18 protein-coding genes are annotated in these 17,018 nt (G+C 64.6%); 10 read left to right on the forward strand and 8 right to left on the reverse strand.

The genetic code is table 11. The features are described 5' to 3' along the window. Positions 1–107 precede the first annotated feature (107 nt). Complete coding sequence (locus JO965_RS01495) at positions 108–1,892, forward strand: ABC transporter ATP-binding protein (protein ID WP_203441969.1); 1,785 nt, start codon at positions 108–110, stop codon at positions 1,890–1,892. A gap of 17 nt (positions 1,893–1,909) precedes the next feature. On the opposite strand, the gene JO965_RS01500 is transcribed toward JO965_RS01495, so the two are convergent. Then, a complete protein-coding gene (locus JO965_RS01500; protein ID WP_203441970.1) occupies positions 1,910–2,632 on the reverse strand; it encodes a tyrosine-protein phosphatase in 723 nt (240 codons plus the stop codon). A gap of 311 nt (positions 2,633–2,943) precedes the next feature. On the opposite strand from JO965_RS01500, the gene JO965_RS01505 reads away from it, so the two are divergent. From JO965_RS01505 to JO965_RS01540, 8 genes are all read left to right on the forward strand, one after another. Further along, positions 2,944–3,225 carry an acyl carrier protein gene (locus tag JO965_RS01505; RefSeq protein ID WP_009490841.1) on the forward strand — a complete coding sequence of 94 codons (282 nt, stop codon included), beginning with the start codon at positions 2,944–2,946 and terminating at the stop codon, positions 3,223–3,225. Positions 3,226–3,352: 127 nt separating this feature from the next. Beyond that, entirely contained in the window at positions 3,353–3,814 is a 462-nt protein-coding gene (locus JO965_RS01510; RefSeq protein WP_203441971.1) for a 3-hydroxyacyl-ACP dehydratase FabZ family protein, read from the forward strand. Further along, the gene (locus tag JO965_RS01515; RefSeq protein WP_203441972.1) at positions 3,814–4,938 is read left to right on the forward strand and encodes a beta-ketoacyl-ACP synthase; all 1,125 of its coding nucleotides are present in this window, start codon (positions 3,814–3,816) and stop codon (positions 4,936–4,938) included. Before JO965_RS01510 ends, JO965_RS01515 begins: the two co-directional genes overlap by 1 nt. Positions 4,939–4,948: 10 nt before the next feature. Then, positions 4,949–6,223: a beta-ketoacyl-ACP synthase gene (locus tag JO965_RS01520; RefSeq protein ID WP_203441973.1), complete on the forward strand. Its 1,275-nt coding sequence runs from the start codon at positions 4,949–4,951 to the stop codon at positions 6,221–6,223. Positions 6,224–6,388: 165 nt separating this feature from the next. Then, the gene (locus tag JO965_RS01525; RefSeq protein ID WP_203441974.1) at positions 6,389–7,135 is read left to right on the forward strand and encodes an SDR family NAD(P)-dependent oxidoreductase; all 747 of its coding nucleotides are present in this window, start codon (positions 6,389–6,391) and stop codon (positions 7,133–7,135) included. Positions 7,136–7,477: 342 nt separating this feature from the next. Next, positions 7,478–8,500: a zinc-binding dehydrogenase gene (locus tag JO965_RS01530; RefSeq protein WP_203441975.1), complete on the forward strand. Its 1,023-nt coding sequence runs from the start codon at positions 7,478–7,480 to the stop codon at positions 8,498–8,500. Positions 8,501–8,683: 183 nt separating this feature from the next. Next, complete coding sequence (locus JO965_RS01535) at positions 8,684–9,589, forward strand: lipid A biosynthesis lauroyl acyltransferase (protein WP_203444014.1); 906 nt, start codon at positions 8,684–8,686, stop codon at positions 9,587–9,589. 123 nt (positions 9,590–9,712) lie between these two features. Beyond that, positions 9,713–10,450 carry a thioredoxin family protein gene (locus tag JO965_RS01540; RefSeq protein WP_203441976.1) on the forward strand — a complete coding sequence of 246 codons (738 nt, stop codon included), beginning with the start codon at positions 9,713–9,715 and terminating at the stop codon, positions 10,448–10,450. Here the strand turns inward: JO965_RS01540 and JO965_RS01545 are convergent, their stop codons facing one another. The 4 genes from JO965_RS01545 to JO965_RS01560 all read right to left on the reverse strand — a co-directional run bounded on the left by JO965_RS01545 (position 10,451) and on the right by JO965_RS01560 (position 13,235). Beyond that, a complete protein-coding gene (locus JO965_RS01545) occupies positions 10,451–11,062 on the reverse strand; it encodes a TPM domain-containing protein (RefSeq protein WP_203441977.1) in 612 nt (203 codons plus the stop codon). After that, positions 11,063–11,968, reverse strand: coding sequence for a YgcG family protein (locus tag JO965_RS01550; protein WP_246776705.1), 906 nt, complete (start codon positions 11,966–11,968; stop codon positions 11,063–11,065). Positions 11,969–11,972: 4 nt separating this feature from the next. Then, on the reverse strand, positions 11,973–12,572 hold the full coding sequence (locus JO965_RS01555; RefSeq protein WP_203441978.1) for a LemA family protein: 600 nt from the start codon (positions 12,570–12,572) through the stop codon (positions 11,973–11,975). A gap of 183 nt (positions 12,573–12,755) precedes the next feature. Then, on the reverse strand, positions 12,756–13,235 hold the full coding sequence (locus JO965_RS01560; RefSeq protein ID WP_203441979.1) for a hypothetical protein: 480 nt from the start codon (positions 13,233–13,235) through the stop codon (positions 12,756–12,758). A 128-nt stretch (positions 13,236–13,363) separates the two neighbouring features. Between JO965_RS01560 and JO965_RS01565 the strand changes: the two genes are divergently transcribed. Further along, the gene (locus JO965_RS01565) at positions 13,364–13,870 is read left to right on the forward strand and encodes a hypothetical protein (RefSeq protein WP_203441980.1); all 507 of its coding nucleotides are present in this window, start codon (positions 13,364–13,366) and stop codon (positions 13,868–13,870) included. A gap of 169 nt (positions 13,871–14,039) precedes the next feature. On the opposite strand, the gene rlmN is transcribed toward JO965_RS01565, so the two are convergent. The 3 genes from rlmN to JO965_RS01580 all read right to left on the reverse strand — a co-directional run bounded on the left by rlmN (position 14,040) and on the right by JO965_RS01580 (position 17,013). After that, positions 14,040–15,353, reverse strand: coding sequence for a 23S rRNA (adenine(2503)-C(2))-methyltransferase RlmN (gene rlmN, locus JO965_RS01570; RefSeq protein WP_246776706.1), 1,314 nt, complete (start codon positions 15,351–15,353; stop codon positions 14,040–14,042). A 256-nt stretch (positions 15,354–15,609) separates the two neighbouring features. Then, complete coding sequence (locus tag JO965_RS01575; RefSeq protein ID WP_203441981.1) at positions 15,610–16,320, reverse strand: hypothetical protein; 711 nt, start codon at positions 16,318–16,320, stop codon at positions 15,610–15,612. Between the two features lie 306 nt (positions 16,321–16,626). After that, positions 16,627–17,013 (reverse strand): YkvA family protein, encoded by a 387-nt coding sequence (locus JO965_RS01580; protein WP_246776707.1) that lies wholly within the window; start codon positions 17,011–17,013, stop codon positions 16,627–16,629. Between the last annotated feature and the right edge of the window lie 5 nt (positions 17,014–17,018).

A 17,018-nucleotide genomic window follows, 5' to 3' on the forward strand; every position in this document is an offset into this window, starting at 1 on the left:
GCGCCCACAAAGTTCCAGCCCTGCTCAGGATTTGCGGCGGAAGGGCTTTGCGTGCTAACCGCGAGCCCTTCGGCACGAGAAACTGCAAGAGATCAGTAAGAGAGAGCATGGCCCGTAAAAGTCTCCTTCGGGGCGATACCCTTCCCTTGATCGGCCGCCTGTGGCGGGACTGGATGCGTCCGCACGCGAAGACGCTGGCCTTGGTGCTCCTGCTCGTGGCCCTGGTCTCAGGCGCGACAGGTCTCTATCCGGTGCTGATCAAGGCCGCCTTCGATGCCTTCGATGCCAAGGACGCGCAGGCGATCATGCTGGCGCCGCTCTTCGTGATCGCGGTCACGTCGGTGAAGGGCTTTTCGCTGCTCGCGTTGACGATCCTCACCAACAAGGTGGTGACTCGGATCGAGGCCGATATGCAGACGGCGCTCTACGGCCATCTGATCGATGCGGATCTCGCCCAGACCGGGCGCGAGAGCCCGGCGGCGCTGACCCAGCGCTTCACCACGGATTTCGCTTTCATCCGGGAGGCGCTCACCCGCCTTTCGACGGTCTTCCTGCGCGAGGTCACGACGATCATCGCGCTCATCGTAGTGATGCTGTGGATCGACCCGATTCTGACCCTGGTGGCAGCCATCATCGCGCCCTTCTTCGCCTATCCCGTCAACAAGATCGGCCGCAGGCTGCGCCAAGTCGCCATCTCGACCCAGGAGCAGACGGGCCTGATGGCGAGCCTCATCACCGAGAGCCTCGCCGGGACGCGAATCGCCAAGACCTACGGGCTCGAGCGCTATCTCAAGACGAAGGCCGCCAAGACCTTCGACGATGTGCGCGACCTCAAGATGAAGGCCGCCAATGCCCGCGGGCGGATGGATCCTATCCTCGAGACCGGCGGTGGCCTCGCGGTCGCCATCGTGCTGATGCTGGTTGGCCAGCGCATTCTCTCCGGAGACAGTACGGTGGGCGATTTCACCGGCTTTGTCACCGCGCTCGTCATGGCGGCGCAGCCGATCCGGGCACTCGGCAACCTCAACGCCATCGTGCAGGAGGCGGCATCGGCCCTCCACCGCACCTTCACGGTCATGGACGAGAGGCCTCAAATCCAGGACACGCCGGGTGCGAAGCCGCTCGCGCTCGGAGGTGGAGAGATCGAATTTTCGAACCTCACCTTCTCCTACGATGGCGAGGCGGTGGCGCTTGACCACGTCAATCTGGTGGCCGAGGCCGGCCAGACCACGGCTCTGGTCGGCCGCTCCGGTTCAGGCAAATCGACCCTCCTGTCCCTCGTGCCGCGCCTTTACGACGTCAATCAGGGCGCCGTCCTGATCGATGGGCAAGATGTGCGGGACGTGACCCTGGCGAGCCTGCGCCGCGCCGTCGCGGTGGTAAGCCAGGATGTGATCCTCTTCGACGACACGATCCGGGCCAACATCGCCTTCGGGCGGCCGGATGCGTCGGACGAGGAGATCATCGCGGCCTCCAAGGCAGCGGCAGCCCACGACTTCATCCTGAAGCAGCCCGATGGCTACGACACGACGGTCGGCCCTGGCGGCGGACGCCTCTCGGGCGGCGAGCGCCAGCGCATCTCGCTTGCCCGTGCCTTCCTGAAGGACGCCCCGATCCTGCTGCTCGACGAGGCGACCAGTGCGCTCGATTCTGAATCGGAGCGCCTGGTCCAGGACGCCATCCGTCGCCTCATGAAGGGCCGCACCACCCTGGTCATCGCCCACCGCCTCTCGACCGTGCGCAATGCGGAGAAGATCGTGGTGATGGAGAACGGGCGCATCGCCGAGATGGGATCGCACGAGGCGCTGATCGCCAGGAGAGGTGTCTACGCCCGCCTGCATCGCCTGCAGCTCTCCGACGACGAAGAACCGAGCCTCGTGGCGTCATCTTAAGAGGACCGGACCTGGGTCTATTCCCGCCGCATGATCCTGTCGACGAGGAGGCTCGACCAGAAGCTCGGGCGGAAGTTCCGCTCCAGGGCATCCGCATCGTACTGGGTCTCGATCCAGGTCAGGAACGGGATGCCCTCGGCCTCGCCCTCGCGGCGGTAGAGATCGAAGAACTCGTCCAAAATGCCCGTCTTCGAGAAGCGGAAATGGCCGTAGCGCATGGAGAGCTGGCGCTGGGCCTCGTCGATGGTCTTGCCCTCGTAGACCACGAGGTAGAGGGCTGCGACGAAGCCGGCCCGATCCGCGCCCGACTTGCAGTGCAGGACGGCCGGATACTCGATCCTGTCGAAGAATTCCTTGGCGGAGAGCAGCGTTTCCCGGTCCGGCGCCCCGCGGGAGCGGACGACGAACTCTTCCAGATGAATGCCGAGCCGCTCGCAGGCTTCCTTCTGGAGCTGCCATGAGCCGTGCTCGCGGCCGCCACGCAGATTGATGATGGTGCGAACGCCTTCGGCTTTGAGAGCGGAAATCTGATGCGGGGCGGGCTGGGCCGAGCGCCACAGGCGGTCGGTCACCTGGTGCTTGTTCAGGTAGAACAGGCGGAAGACCCCGTGATCGGCGAGCAGCATATGGGCCCAGGCGCGCAGACGCCCGGACAGCCCTCCGACGGGTTTGTCCCAGCGGGCAATGCGGGCCATGCGGCGTGCATAGCGGACTTCAGGTTTGAGGAACCTGTTGAACACGTCGATCCAAGCAATCTGTCTAAAATGTAAGATAATTCGGTTTGCGACCGAAGGCGGCCCTTATCGACGATGGGAGCCGATTAATCAATCGCTTGCACCTCAAGTAGTTGCCGCAGGTCAAATTCCCACATTTCGGCCAAGGTCAAACAGAGCGAGATGCAACCAATCGGTTGCCGCCCTGCAGGCTCTCGTGTAAGGGGTGCGTTTCGAAACAACCCTCCTTGACGAAAAGAGTGGCTGGACACCGGGCTAAGACAAGCTTGCCGGCGCTGGATCGTTGAGACCAACAAGCAGTTCAGGAGAGCGACGTCATGTCGTCCACCTTCGAGACCGTCGCCGGTATCATTTCAGAGACCGCCGATATCCCGCGCGAGCAGATCACGCCCGAGAGCCATGCCATCGAGGATCTCGGCATCGATTCGCTGGCTTTCCTCGATATCGCGTTCGCGATCGACAAGGCCTTCGGGATCAAGCTGCCGCTGGAGCAGTGGACCCAGGAAGTGAACGAGGGCAAGGCCCCCGCCGAGGAATACTTCGTCCTGAAGAACCTCGTGGCGCGCATCGACGCGCTCGTGGCCGCCAAGCAGGCCTAATCTAGGAAAAAATCATCCCGGCGGGCCGGCCAGCCGAGGCCGGCTCGAAGAGGCGATCCATCAGCGCCGCGCCTCATGGATTCTCTTCCCATTGAACCTGCCGGGAGCAAGAGGGTAAGAGAGCCGGATGCGCCTCGAATATTTTGAAATGATCGACCGGGTGACGAGCCTCGACCGCGAGACCAAGCGGATCGAGATCTCATCCACCGTTCCACAAGAAAGCCCGGTTTTCGAAGGGCATTTCCCCGGCCATCCCCTCGTCCCCGGTGTCCTTTTGACCGAGACCATGGCCCAGGCTTCCGGCTATCTCGTGCTCGGGCTGATGGGCTTCACCCACATGCCGTTCCTCATGGGCGTCGACAAGGCGCGCTTTCGCACCTTCGTCGGACCGGGTACGGTACTCACCGTCACGGCGCAGCTAGAGCATGAAGGCTCGGGCTATGCGGTGACCAAGGCCAAGATCACAGCCGAGGGCAAGCCGATCTGCGATGCGGAGCTGCGTTTCCGGATCATGCCCTTCCCCGAAGGCATGGATGGTCTGATGCGCGCACAAGCCAAGCGTATCGGCCTCCTTGAGGAGAGTGTTTGATGCGGGATGTCGTCATCACAGGGACCGGCCTCGTCTCCAGTGCTGGAGAGGGTCTGGAGGCACATCTGACGGCGCTTGTAGCCGGCGGCGCTCCGAACACGGATGCGGCTACCTTCGAACCGTTTCCGGTTCATCCGGTCGTCACCCTCGAATGGGACCGGCAGATCCCGAAAAAATCCGACCAGCGCCAGATGGAAGCGTGGCAGAAGCTCGGCTGCTATGCCGCAGGCCTCGCCCTCGACGCGGCGGGTGCCAAGGACGACGCGGCCCTCAAGAGCCGCATGCAGCTCATTGTCGCCGCCGGCGGCGGTGAGCGGGATTATACGGTCGACGGGCAGATCCTCACCGGCCTGGCGAAGGCGGACAACCCGGGCGTCTTCCTCAACGAGCGCCTGATGGGCGACCTGCGCCCGACCCTCTTTCTCGCCCAGCTCTCCAATCTTCTGGCCGGCAACATTTCCATCGTCCACGGCGTCACAGGCGCGTCCCGCACCTTCATGGGCGAGGAATCGAGCGGCGTCGATGCGCTGCGCATTGCCCGCGAGCGCATCGCCTCGGGCCAGGACGACATCTTCCTTGTCGGCGGCGCCTATAACGCCGAGCGGCCGGATGTGCTCCTCATCTACGAGATGGGCGGCTTCCTCTGGAAGAAGCCGTATGCCTCGGTCTGGGAACGCCCCGCCGATGGCGGCGGCATGATCCTCGGCTCCGGCGCCTGCTTCCTGGTGCTCGAATCCCGCGAGCACGCGGCTGCACGTGGCGCAAAGCCGCTGGCTTCCATCACGGGCGTCGCTTCCGACCGCTCCCGCCGCAAGGCCGGCAGCGTCGAAGGGGCGCTCCATGCCCTGTCGAAGCAGCTCGGTGCGAAGCCGGACGTGGTACTGGCAGGCGCCACCGGCATCAAGGGCATCACGGAAGAAGAGCAGGCGGCACTGAGGGACATCGCCCCGGGGGCAGCCATTCACGCCACCGGCGATCTCGTCGGCCATATGATCGAAGCGCAGGCGCCCACGGGCGTGGCGCTCGCCGCAGGGCTGATCGCTGAAGGAAAGGCCGGGGAGGCGCTCGTCACCTCCATCGGACATTGGCGCGGCGAGGGCGTCATCCGGCTCACCAAGGCTTGAGGAGAAGGCAATGGCACTTCGCGACAGACAGGGCCGTCCGCTCGTCGCCGTCACCGGCATGGGCGTGGTCACGTCCCTCGGCCAGGGCAAGGGCGACACCTGGACCGCCCTGACGGCCGGAAAATCCGGCATCCACCGCATCGAGCGCTTTCCCACGGAAGGCCTGCGCACCACCATTGCGGGCACCATCGACTCGGTCGATGTGGAGCCCTTCTGCGCGCCCGTGCTTTCCGAGCGTCTCGCCACGCTGGCGGCCGACGAAGCCGTCGGCCAGTCGGGCCTGGCCCAAGAGAATTTTCCGGGCGCGCTCTTCATCGCCGTGCCGCCGGTCGAGATGGAATGGCCGCAGCGCGAGGCGCTGGCCGAAGCTTCCGGCCAGACGGGTGAGGTCACTTACAAAGATCTTCTCAAGGCCGCGGCCACGGGCCGCTTCAAGCCCTGGCACGACCTCTTCATTTTCGGCTCGGTGGCCGACCGGGTCGCCGACCGCTTCGGCACCAAGGGCTCGCCGATCTCGCTCTCGACCGCCTGCTCGTCCGGCGCCACTGCGATCCAGCTCGGCGTCGAGGCAATCCGCCGTGGTGAAACCGATGCGGCGCTCTGCATCGGCACCGACGGTTCCGTGAACCCGGAATCGCTCATCCGCTTCTCGCTGCTCTCGGCGCTCTCGACCCAGAACGAAAATCCGGAAAGTGCGTCGAAGCCCTTCTCCAAGAATCGCGATGGCTTCGTCATGGGCGAGGGCGGTGCCGCCCTGGTGCTGGAGAACGCGGAAAGCGCGAAGGCGCGCGGCGCCACGATCCTCGGCTATGTGCTCGGCTGCGGCGAGAAGGGCGACGGCTTCCACCGCACCCGCTCCTCGCCCGACGGCATGCCGGCCATCATGGCGATCCGCCAGGCGCTGGAGGATGCAGGCGTGTCGCCCGAAGACATCGACTACATCAATGCCCATGGCACCTCGACGCCGGAGAACGACAAGATGGAGGCCATGAGCTGCACCGCCGTGTTCGGCGAGCGCATGGCGAGCCTTCCGATCTCCTCGAACAAGTCGATGATCGGCCATACGCTCACCGCAGCCGGTGCGGTCGAGGCGGTGATGTCGCTGCTGACGCTCGCCACGGGCCGCATTCCGCCGACGATCAATTATCAGGTGCCGGATCCCGCAATCCCGCTCGACGTGGTGCCGAATGTCGCCCGCGACGCGAAGGTGAATTACGTGCTCTCGAACTCCTTCGGCTTCGGCGGCCAGAACACCTGCCTCGTCTTCGGGGCCGAGCCCAAGTAGCTCAATGGTTATGTCTGCTCATACATGGCGCAACAGAACCCTCTCCTCCCTTGTGGGGGAGAGTTGGAGAGGGGGGTGTGAGCGCGACCTCCGATCTGCGGGCGCCGCCACCCCCACCCTAGCCCTCCCCACAAGGGGGAGGGGATATTGCCGGAGCCAAAACACATGACCCGGGTTCTCGTCACTGGCGGCGGTAAGGGCGTCGGCGCGGCCATCGTGCGGGCCCTCGTGACCGCCGGCCACGATGTCGATTTCACCTACCGCTCCTCGGGCGATGCCGCGAAGGCGCTGGCCGACGAGTTGATGCAGACCCATCCAGGCCGCAGCATCACGGCTCATGAAGTCGATCTCGCCGATAAGGCGGCTCTGGAGGCGTTCTGCGAGAGCATCGAAGGCGAGAGCTATTTCGGTCTCGTGCACAATGCCGGTCAGCCCTACGATGCGCTCGCCGCCATGATGCAGCAGGACAAGGCCGAAGCCGCCATGCAGGTGAACTTCTGGTCGCTGACCCGCATCGCCAAGGCGCTCATGCGCGGCATGATCCGCGCGAAAGGGGGGCGCATCGTCGCCATCGGCTCGGTGGCGGCGCTCCAGGGCAATCCGGGCAACGCAGCCTATGCCGCTTCCAAGGGCGCGCTGATCTCCTATTGCCGCACGCTCTCCGTCGAGACCGCCAAGCGCGGCGTCACCGTCAACGTGATTGCGCCGGGCTTCATCGACACGGACATGATGGCGCCTTACGCGGCCTACCGCGAGAACATGGAAAAGCAGATCCCGGCAGGGCGCTTCGCCAAGCCTGAGGAAATCGCAGGCCTCGCCGCCTTCCTCCTGTCCGAGCCCGCCGCTTACATCACCGGCGCGGTGTTGCCCATCGACGGTGGGCTCACGTCAATGTTGGGCGTGCATCGGTAAACACCGCCGTCATCCCGGGGCCGCGCGGCGGAGCCCGGGATCCATAACCGCTGACGCTTCTTCATCCTGCGACCACAGTGTTTATGGATTCCCGCCTTCGCGGGAATGACAATGTGGAGTTTCCGGCGCCATGTCCTGATTGCGATCCCGGATCGCCTGCGGCGTCCGGGATGACACGAGATGTCGGCAGGAAACTTGCCATCTGCCTCGCTGCCCTTTAAGTCGCCGCAAACAATTTCTCCGCGTCATGGCCGGGCTTGTCCCGGCCATCCACGTCTTTGCCCGGCAAGACGGAGAGCCCCGGACCAAGTCCGGGGATGAGGCCGAACAGGATTTTTTCGCATGCGCTCCCTTCAACTCTTCGGCGACCGTGACCTCCGCATCACCGAGATGGAGGCGCCTCCGCCGCCCGCCCCCGGCGAGGTGCAGGTTCGCGTGAAGGCGCTGGCCTTGAACTTTCTCGATGTCTGGGGCTTCCGCGGCATGGCCTTCGCCAAGCGCAAGATGCCCCAGGCCGTCGGCGTCGAGGCCTCGGGCGAGATCGCCGCGGTGGGCGAGGGGGTGACCCGGTTCAAGGCGGGCGACCCGGTGACCATGTACGGCGCCGAGACCTGCGGCCATTGCAAGGCCTGCCAAAAGGGTTGGGACAATCTGTGCGAGAACGTCGCCGGCATCATGGGCTTCCATATCGACGGCTTTGCCCGCGAGCTGATCAACCGGCCGGAACGGCTGGTCATTCCGGTGCCGAAGGGAGTGTCCTTCGAGCAGGCGGCCTGCGCACCGATCGGCTTTGGTACCGTGCAGCACATGCTCTTCGACAACGCCAAGCTCGAGCCCGGTGAATCGATCCTCGTCCATGCCGGTGGTTCCGGCATCGGCACGGCGGCGATCAAGATGGCCAAGGCCATCGGCTGTACCGTCTACACCACGGTCGGCGACGACGAGAAGGGCGAGAAGGCGAAGGCGCTCGGCGCCGATTACGTCGTCAACTACCGCACCGAGCGCTTCGAGGGCGAGGTGCGGCGTCTCACCAAGCGCAAGGGCGTCGACGTGGTGTTCGAGCATGTGGGCGCCGAGACCTGGAATGGCTCGCTTCTGTGCCTCAAGCGCGGCGGGCGCCTCGTGACCTGCGGCTCCACCTCGGGCGTCTCCACCACCATGAACCTGATGCAGCTCTTCCAGCAGCAATACCGGATCTTCGGATCCTTCGGCTGCCGGATCGAGAACATCGCGCAATCCCTCGACAAGATGGCCGGCGGCATGACGCCGGTCATCGACGCCGTCTTCCCGCTGGATGAGTTCCAGAAGGGGCTGGAGCGGCTCGAAGGCCGCAAGGTCTTCGGCAAGGTGATCGTGACGTTCTGACCCGGCCCCTGGTACAAACGGCCGCGTAACCACAGATCTTGACGAAACGGGCTGCCTTCGAAAAAGACGCGGGGCCCTTTCTTTTCAACGCCGGCTTCGCGCCGCTCATCGTGCCAGGACTTCACCGACGTGCAGCAAACCCACCGTTCCCGCAACCTTGTCTCGCGTCTTCTCGGAACGGTCATGGTCGGCGTCGTGCGCGGCGTCTTCGCGTTCTCGCGGGCCTTGGGTCCAGAACGCTCCGGCGCCGTGGGCGCGGCGATCACGCGCACCTTCGGCCCGCTGCTGAAGGCGCACAAGACGGCGCTCACCAATATCCGCGCCGCCTATCCGGAGAAGTCGGACGCCGAGGTGAAGGCCCTGGCGCTCTCGGCCTGGGATAATCTCGGCCGCACGGGTGGTGAATATCCCCATCTCGGCCGCCTGTTCGATTTTGATCCGGACAGCACAGTGCCCGGCCGTACCGAGGTCGACGGCATCGATCACTTTCTCAGCTTGCGTGACGACGGCAAGCCCGGGCTCATCTTCTCCGCCCATCTCGCCAATTGGGAACTGCCTGCCATCTGCGCCGCCCGCTTCGGGCTCGACGCGACGGCGGTGTTCCGCGCGCCCAACGACCCGGCCATTGCCCGCGTCCTGCATGAGATCCGCAGCGAGACCATGGGCAACCTGGAGGCGGCCCGCCAGGGCGCGGCCTTCGCCATGCAGGGCGCGCTGGAGAAGGATGGTCATCTCGGCATGCTCATCGACCAGCATTTCACCCGCGGCGTGATCGTGAACTTCATGGGCCGCCCGGCGCTGGTGAATCCGATCCTGGGCAAATTCGCCCGCCGGTTCGACTGCCCGGTTCACGGCGTGCGGGTCGTCCGCCTTCCCAACCACCGCTTCCGCCTGCAGCTCACGCCGCCGCTCGATCTGCCGCGTGATCCCGACGGGCAGATCAACGTCCAGGGCGCCATGCAGGCCATGACCTCCGTGGTGGAGGAATGGGTGAGAGAATATCCAGAACAGTGGCTGTGGATGCACCGCCGCTGGCGGGTTCCGACGAGAGCATCGGACCCAAAAGTGGATTCCCCTTTTCGGATCTGATCCGATGCCCCACTCTTTGAAGAGCGCATCGTTGAGCGCGGCCCGCCGGGTCCGCACGGTGCGCTAGCGTTCAAGGTAACGTGAGTTTCCCTTGAGGTCGATTTCGTGTTCGATGGCGGCACCATGGCGTCCCGTTTGATACTGACTTTGGCGGCCCTCGGTTTGACCGCCCTCCTTCAGCCTGCTCTGGCAGACCCGCCGCGCGCAGTCGTCGAGCTGTTCACGAGCCAGGGCTGCTCTTCCTGCCCGCCGGCCGATGAGCTCCTGGTCGAGTATTCCCGCCAGCCGGACATCATCGCGCTGTCCCTGCCGGTGAATTACTGGGATTATCTCGGCTGGAAGGACACGCTCGCCCATGTGGCCTTCACCGAGCGGCAGAAGGCCTATGCCCATTCTCGCAGCGACCGGCAGGTTTTCACGCCGCAGATGATCGTCAACGGCAAGAAATCCTGCATCGGCTCGGACCGGGCGCAGATCGAGAAGGCGATCCAGGCCACGTCGAAGGGCCGCAAGACTCTGCCGGTGAACGTGACCATCGATGAGAAGAACGGCACCGTGACGATTGCCGTCGAGGAAACACCCGACACCACGCAGCGCGCGGCTGAATTGTGGGTGCTGCCAATCCTGAGGGCTAAGACGGTGCCGATCGAACGCGGCGAGAACCGCGGCAAGACCATCACCTATGCCAATGTGGTGCGGGGCCTGAACCGCGTCGGCGAGTGGCTCGGCGGCTCGGCCCGGTTCGAGGTGCCGCTCGAGACAGCGCGCAGCGGCGGCGATGCCTATGTGGTGCTGCTGCAGAGCACGGATGCCGCAAGGCCCGGTGTCATTCTGGGCGCCGCCAAGGCCCCAGGGCTTTAATCAAAGCAGGATAATGACCTTGTTGGGCAGCTCGTCCACGTCGTCGAGGCGGGGCGGGGCGTGTTCGGCCAGGATCGCGCCTGTGCGCCGGATGGCCTCGATCAGGCCTTCCGTCATGCGCCCGCGTCCGATTGCGGCGGTTAGGTCCGCGACGATGTCGGCCCAGATCGTCGCATCAACCCGGTCGGCGATGCCCGTATCGGCCAGGATCTCGGCGTGATGCTCGGCGAGCGCCAGATAGATCAGCACGCCGGTCTTCTCGCGCGTGCGGGTGAGTCCCCGCCTCAGGAACTCGCGCGAGGCGGCCTCATGGCCTTGAGTGCGCTTGATAGAGCGCGGAACCAGAGCGTAACGCAGCTTGGGCCAGGACAGCATGAGGCTCAAAACCAGCGCCACCGCGAGCTGGATCAGGAAGATCCGCGACGTGCTGATCGATGTCAGCCAGATCAGCGGCCAGGGCGTGATCAGCGCCGCGAGGAACGCCCAGAGAAGCGGGATCGCACGGTAATAGGCGGCCTGTTCGGCGATCACGAGCACGACTTCGCCGGAGGTATCGTCCTCCACGTCGCTGATCGCATGGGCAAGGCGCGCCTGATCGTCGGGTGAAATCATCTACCAGCTCCCCGAAGCGCCGCCGCCGCCCGACGATCCGCCTCCTCCCGAGAAGCCGCCCCCGCCGGACCAGCCTCCACCGCCTCCGGACCATCCGCTTCCGCCCGACCAGCCACCGGTCGTGACGATCCAGGGACCGCGGCGCCCGCGCCTGACGCTGCGCGCACGGCCAGCTCCCATCAGGCGGGAGATCAGGAAGAACAGGATCATGAGGATGATGAAGGCGATGACGGGGTCGATGCTCGTCGTGTTGTCCTCGCGCACTTCCGCCCGGCGATGCCATTCCTCCGCATCGCCGGTGAGGATCGACAGCATGGCATCGACGCCCGCATCGATGCCACCGGCGAAATTGCCTTTCTGGAATTGCGGTGCGATGGCCGTGGTGATGATCACCTTGGAGAGTGCATCCGTCAGCGCGCCCTCCAGCCCGTAGCCCACCTCGATGCGTACCTTCCGCTCCTGCGGCGCGACGAGAAGCAGCGCGCCGTTATCCTTATCCTTCTGGCCGATCTGCCAGTGCCGGAAGAGGCGGTTGGCATAATCCTCGATTGTGTAGCCTTCGAGGGAGCGCACGGTCGCGACCACCACCTGGTCGCTGGTCTTGTCCTCATGGGCCTTCAGTTTGGCTTCGAGCGCCGCCCGCTCTTCGGGTTTCAGAAGGTTCGCCGCATCGACCACGCGGCCGGTGAGCTGGGGAAAGGTCTGGGCGAGGGCTGGGAGGGGGAAGAGGAGGATGAGGAGGGTTATGACAACAGCAATGAGGAACGCCGTCCTGCTCTCTCCCCCCTTGTGGGGGAGAGTTGGAGAGGGGGGCGTGAGCGCCGGACTTGAACCAGCATAGCGCCGACACCCCCCTCCCTGGCCCTCCCCCACAAGGGGGGAGGGGAAAGACGGCGTGCCCATCATCCGCTTAGAACTTCACCTCTGGCGGTCGCTCTGAGCCCGCCGTGGCCGTAAAGGTCTCCATGGGCTTGGCATCGGGATAGACGATGGCGGCGATCCAGCGGCCGGGGATCGTGCGCAGCTCCGTATTGTAGGCCTGCACGGCAGAGATGTAGTCGCGCCGCGCCACCGCGATGCGGTTCTCCGTGCCTTCGAGCTGGGATTGCAGGGCGAGGAAGTTGGCGTTCGATTTCAGCTCCGGATAGCGCTCGACGGTGGCGAGCAGGCGGCCGAGCGCGCCCGAGAGCTGGTTCTGCGCCTCCTGGAACTGCCGGAATTTCTCCGGGTCCGTCACGGTGGAAGCATCGACCTGAATCTGCGTGGCCTTTGCCCGGGCTTCCGTTACCTGGGTCAGGACCTCGCGCTCCTGCTGGGCGAAGCCCTTCACGGTTTCGACGAGGTTGGGGATGAGGTCGGACCGGCGCTGGTACTGGTTCTGCACCTCGCTCCAGGCGGCCTTGGCCTGTTCCTGCAGGGTCGGGACATTGTTGATGCCACAGGCGGACAGGCCGAATGCCAGAATCATGCCGGTCAGCGCAACGTGCATCCTTGAAAGCAAAGCCGTCATGTCTGTCCTTCCCCCGATTCGGATTTTCGAACCTTTGCTGGGATCAACACATGGAGCAGGGCCCCCGTTTCAACAAGCCGCTTTTCGATGGCCGTGCACATCGCATTGCGGCATGATCCCGGCGCCGCGCATCGACGCCAAAAGTCCGATGCTCAACTCCTTCGTTGGTGCATCGTTCGGGCTTCACGCTGCGCTGGGATCGGGCCGCCGCGGCTCCCGCCCGGCGATGAGCCAATAGACGAGGCCCGCCACGGCGCCGGTGAGTCCGAGCACGAGGCTCACATGCAGCTCCGCCGGCGTAGCGATGCGCGCCGACCCGCGCAGGATCCACGGCACGGCCGCCGTCAGGATGCCGGTGGCGAGCGCATGCCAGAGCAGGCTCCGCATCCCGAGCACCTCGCTGATGATCGCGATCAGCAGCGGCGGGAAGATGAGCAGCGTGAACATGATCCGGCCGACGGCCAGAAAGGCATCCTCCACGATGGGCCCGGGATCTTCTGCGGCGAACACCGCGTCCACCAGGGACCAGAAGCCGACGAAGAGCGTATCCCCTGTCAGCATCGCCATGACCGGATCGACGATGGTGGCGATGAGAAAAAAGGTGCCGCTCACGCCGATGGCGATGAGGAGCGCGAAGGGGATCAGGAGAAGCCAGCGGATCATGCCGGCGCATAGTGACAAAGTTCGCTTGGCGCCGCTAGAGGCCTCGGCGGAAGGGTCCGGTTTTCCCCGCCGGGTAATGCACTAATTAAGGAGCCGGGCGGCGGGTATCCATGCAGGAGGAGGACGCCATGGCCACGTCGAAACTGGACGAGCGGCGGCTCATGAGCGACGAGGAGTTCACCCTCGTCGAACAGACCCGCTATCCGGTGCTGGGGAAACTGGACGATGCGGCGCTCAAGGACCTGACCCAGCGTCTGCGGGAGCGGCGCGACCGGGCGCGGGACATCGCCCGTCGCCAGCGCCGCGAAGTCCGCGGCAAGGGCCGGCAGGGCACGACCTTCGAGAAGCAGGATGCCGGCAACCGTCAGAAGGCCGGAGTGCTCGCCGAAGCACTGACCCGGATCAACAGCGAGCGCACGCGCCGCAAGGCGGATGAGTTCCGCGCGAACGCCCGCCGCGCTTTGGCTCTCCGACAGGGCGCGGAGGCGCCGGCGCGTCCCGATTCGGGAAAGACGCCCCGGAAGGGCATGCGCAAGAATGTGAGCGACCGTCGTGAGCGGATCGTCAATCCTATGGACGTCGGCCGCGTCTCGCAGGCGGGCAAGCGTGCGCAAGCCGTGCGGGACAACGCTTAGAGAATCGTGCGGACTTCCGTTTTGCGTCCGTCATCACCGGCCTTGCGCCGGTGATCCCGATCCGAAGAGCGCGGTGCTTCACACAGTCGAGATGGCCGGGACAAGCCCGGCCATGACGTGGGAGAGGTTACGAAGCTTTCTTGGAGCCCGCTTGGGAACCGACGGGAGCTTACTCCCCATCCCCCAGCGCATAGACACCCTCGGCGCCGATGCCCTGTTCGGCCATCATGCGGGCGCGGGCGCGCAGCTTCTCGGTCTCGCTTTTGAGCTGGCCGCAGGCGGCGAGGATGTCGCGACCGCGCGGAGTGCGCACCGGCGAGGCGTAGCCGGCGCGATAGACGATCTCGGAGAAGCGTTCGATCCGCTCCCAGTCCGAACACTCATATTTCGAGCCCGGCCAGGGATTGAACGGGATCAGGTTGATCTTCGCCGGAATGCCTTTCAGCAGGCGCACGAGCTCGCGCGCATCGGCATCCGAATCGTTCACGCCCTTGAGCATCACGTATTCGAAGGTGATGCGGCGCGCGTTCGACAGGCCAGGATAGGCGCGGCAGGCGTCGAGCAGCTGCTTGATGTCGTATTTGCGGTTGATCGGCACCAGCTCGTCGCGCAGCTCGTCACGCACCGCATGGAGCGAGATCGCCAGCATGGTATTGGCTTCCGCACCCAGACGCTCCATCTGTGGCACGACGCCGGAGGTGGAGACGGTGATGCGGCGGCGCGAGAGAGTCAGGCCCTCGCCGTCCGACATCACGTCGATCGCGGCGACCACGTCACCGATGTTGTAGAGCGGCTCGCCCATGCCCATGAACACGATGTTGGACACGAAGCGTCCGCCATCAGTCGGCACGAAGGCGCCCTCGGGCGGCATCGCATGGGGCCAGTCGCCGATGGAATCGCGGGCAACGATGAGCTGCGCCACGATCTCGGCCGAGGTCAGGTTGCGCACGAGGCGCTGGGTGCCCGTGTGGCAGAAGGAGCAGGTCAGCGTGCAGCCGACCTGGCTCGACACGCAGAGCGTGCCGCGGTCGACTTCCGGAATGTAAACGCACTCGATCTCGGCGCCCTTGTCGAGCGGGCCGGTGGAAGGCATACGGATGAGCCACTTGCGGGTGCCGTCCTTCGAGACCTGCTCGGAGACGACCTGCGGGCGGGCAAGCGTATAGGCTTGGCTGAGCTTGGCGCGCAGCTCCTTGCCCACATTGGTCATCTCGGAGAAGTCCTTCGCCCCGCGGAAATAGATCCAGTGCCAGAGCTGGGCGACGCGCATCTTGAGCTCGCGCTCGGGCACGCCGATGGCAGCAAGCGAGTCCTTCAACTGGTCACGGGTGAGGCCGATCAGCGACGCGCCACCGGGAGCGGCTCCGGCTACGACGTTCAGCTCCGCCTTCTTTTCGATGAACCCGGCCGCGCGTGCAGCATCGCTGACGGCCACGGGTGCCGCATTGGGGTTATGCTTGGCGATGTCGAGCACCGTCGCCATGGGAAATCTCAAGCCTCGTTGTTGGGAGTTGGCGTGCCATATAACACGATTGCGCCGAAACCGTGAGCCTTCAAAAACAAAATTCCGGGCGCGAGCGCATCGTGCGGAAAAGTGGCTCCGGTTTTCCGCGAAGAGCGATGCGCTCTTCAAAAAGGTGAGCATCGAATAGATCCCAAAAGTGGCATCCACTTTTGGGTCCGATGCTCTAGCCCGGAACATGCTCATCGAGGCATCGATTTTCAACCGTGCAGGGGTGTTAGGAAGCGCATTCCTTGCGGGCATGCTCCAGGGCTTTGCTGAAGCCATTGAGCGAATAGCGGTCGGTCAGGCTCGAGCCGCGGGCCGATTGCATCTTCACGGTCACGGTTCCGCTCCTCGCCATGGTGGCGATGGCCTGGCCTTCCTCGGCGGGATTCTTCAACCAGGCATTGGCGGCCTTGGTGATCAGGGCATAGGACGCATTGCCGATGGCGGCTTCCGCCGGGCCGTTCTCCTTGGCCGTGAAGCCAAGCACCAGGGCGACTTCGTTCTTCACGTTCTCCGCCGGGCGGAAGGACACGAAAAGATAGGCCGGATCCCGGTTCAGGTTCTTCGGCAGCCGGTCCTTGGGCTGGCTGAGCGCATAGCAGATCTTCGAGCGGCCGGTCAGGGCCGTGTAGACGCCCCAATCCCCGTAAGAGGTGAGGAGCGATGCGCCACCCGGGCCGGTCGCGGCCTGGGCCGGCCTGGCGGCAGCAGCGGCCGCTCCAGCGGCGGTTCCCGCAGCCGCGGCGGCAGCGGGCTTGGCCGCATTGGTCTTGGTCGTCGCTGCAGGTTTGGGCTTCGCGGCCGGCGCCGGTTTGGCGGCAGGCCGTGTCGATTGCTGCCCACGCTGGGACTGAGCCAGAGCTGCAGGCCCGGTTCCGATGACGAATATGGCGGAAAGGATGCCCGCGGCGATGCCGCGCTGGAGAGATGCAGTAATCATGGGGCGGACCATACAACCGGATGGTTAAGAACTCTTCACCATCTCCGTTAAGGCTGCGCCAACGGATTGGCGATGCGTCGAAACGTGGCGGTGGCGACAAGCATGGCGGCTTCACCTGAACCGCAGCCCAATAAAAACGGCCGCCGAAGCGGCCCAACTCAGTGGCACTCAAAGCTTGTTCGTCTTTTAAAAGTCGGAGGAAACGAAATAACTTTTTTGCGAACAAGATCTCTCTATAACGATCAGAAACAACATTGCAATAAGTCAATATTCTTTGTTCTGAATATGATCCTATCGAACGCAAGGTTAAGCTTGTTTTTCCGTCTCTCTGAGAGCTTTCCGCGCCTTCTCCTTGTGCTCTTCCGTAATGGAACCGGCGACCTGCGTGATCGCGGCGGCCAGCACGGCTGCATCATCGGCAAAGCCGAACAGAGGCAGGAGATCGGTGATCGCATCCGTGGGAAACACGAAATACGCGATGGCGCCGAGGAGAATGAGCTTCACACGGCTCGGCGTCGAGGGATCGGTGGCACAGAAGAAGGCGGCCACGAGATCCTCCGCGAAGGGGATCTTGCCGGCAACACGCTTCAGCTTGTCCCAGAACCGACGCTTCAGACCCTCTTCGTCACGGGTCTCGTTGCGTATGGCCTCCATCTCGGCCTTGGTGAAAGGCTTCATGAAGGGTGCGCTCATCTATC

It is taken from the genome of Microvirga sp. VF16 (genome assembly GCF_016864375.1).
Lineage (GTDB): Bacteria > Pseudomonadota > Alphaproteobacteria > Rhizobiales > Beijerinckiaceae > Microvirga.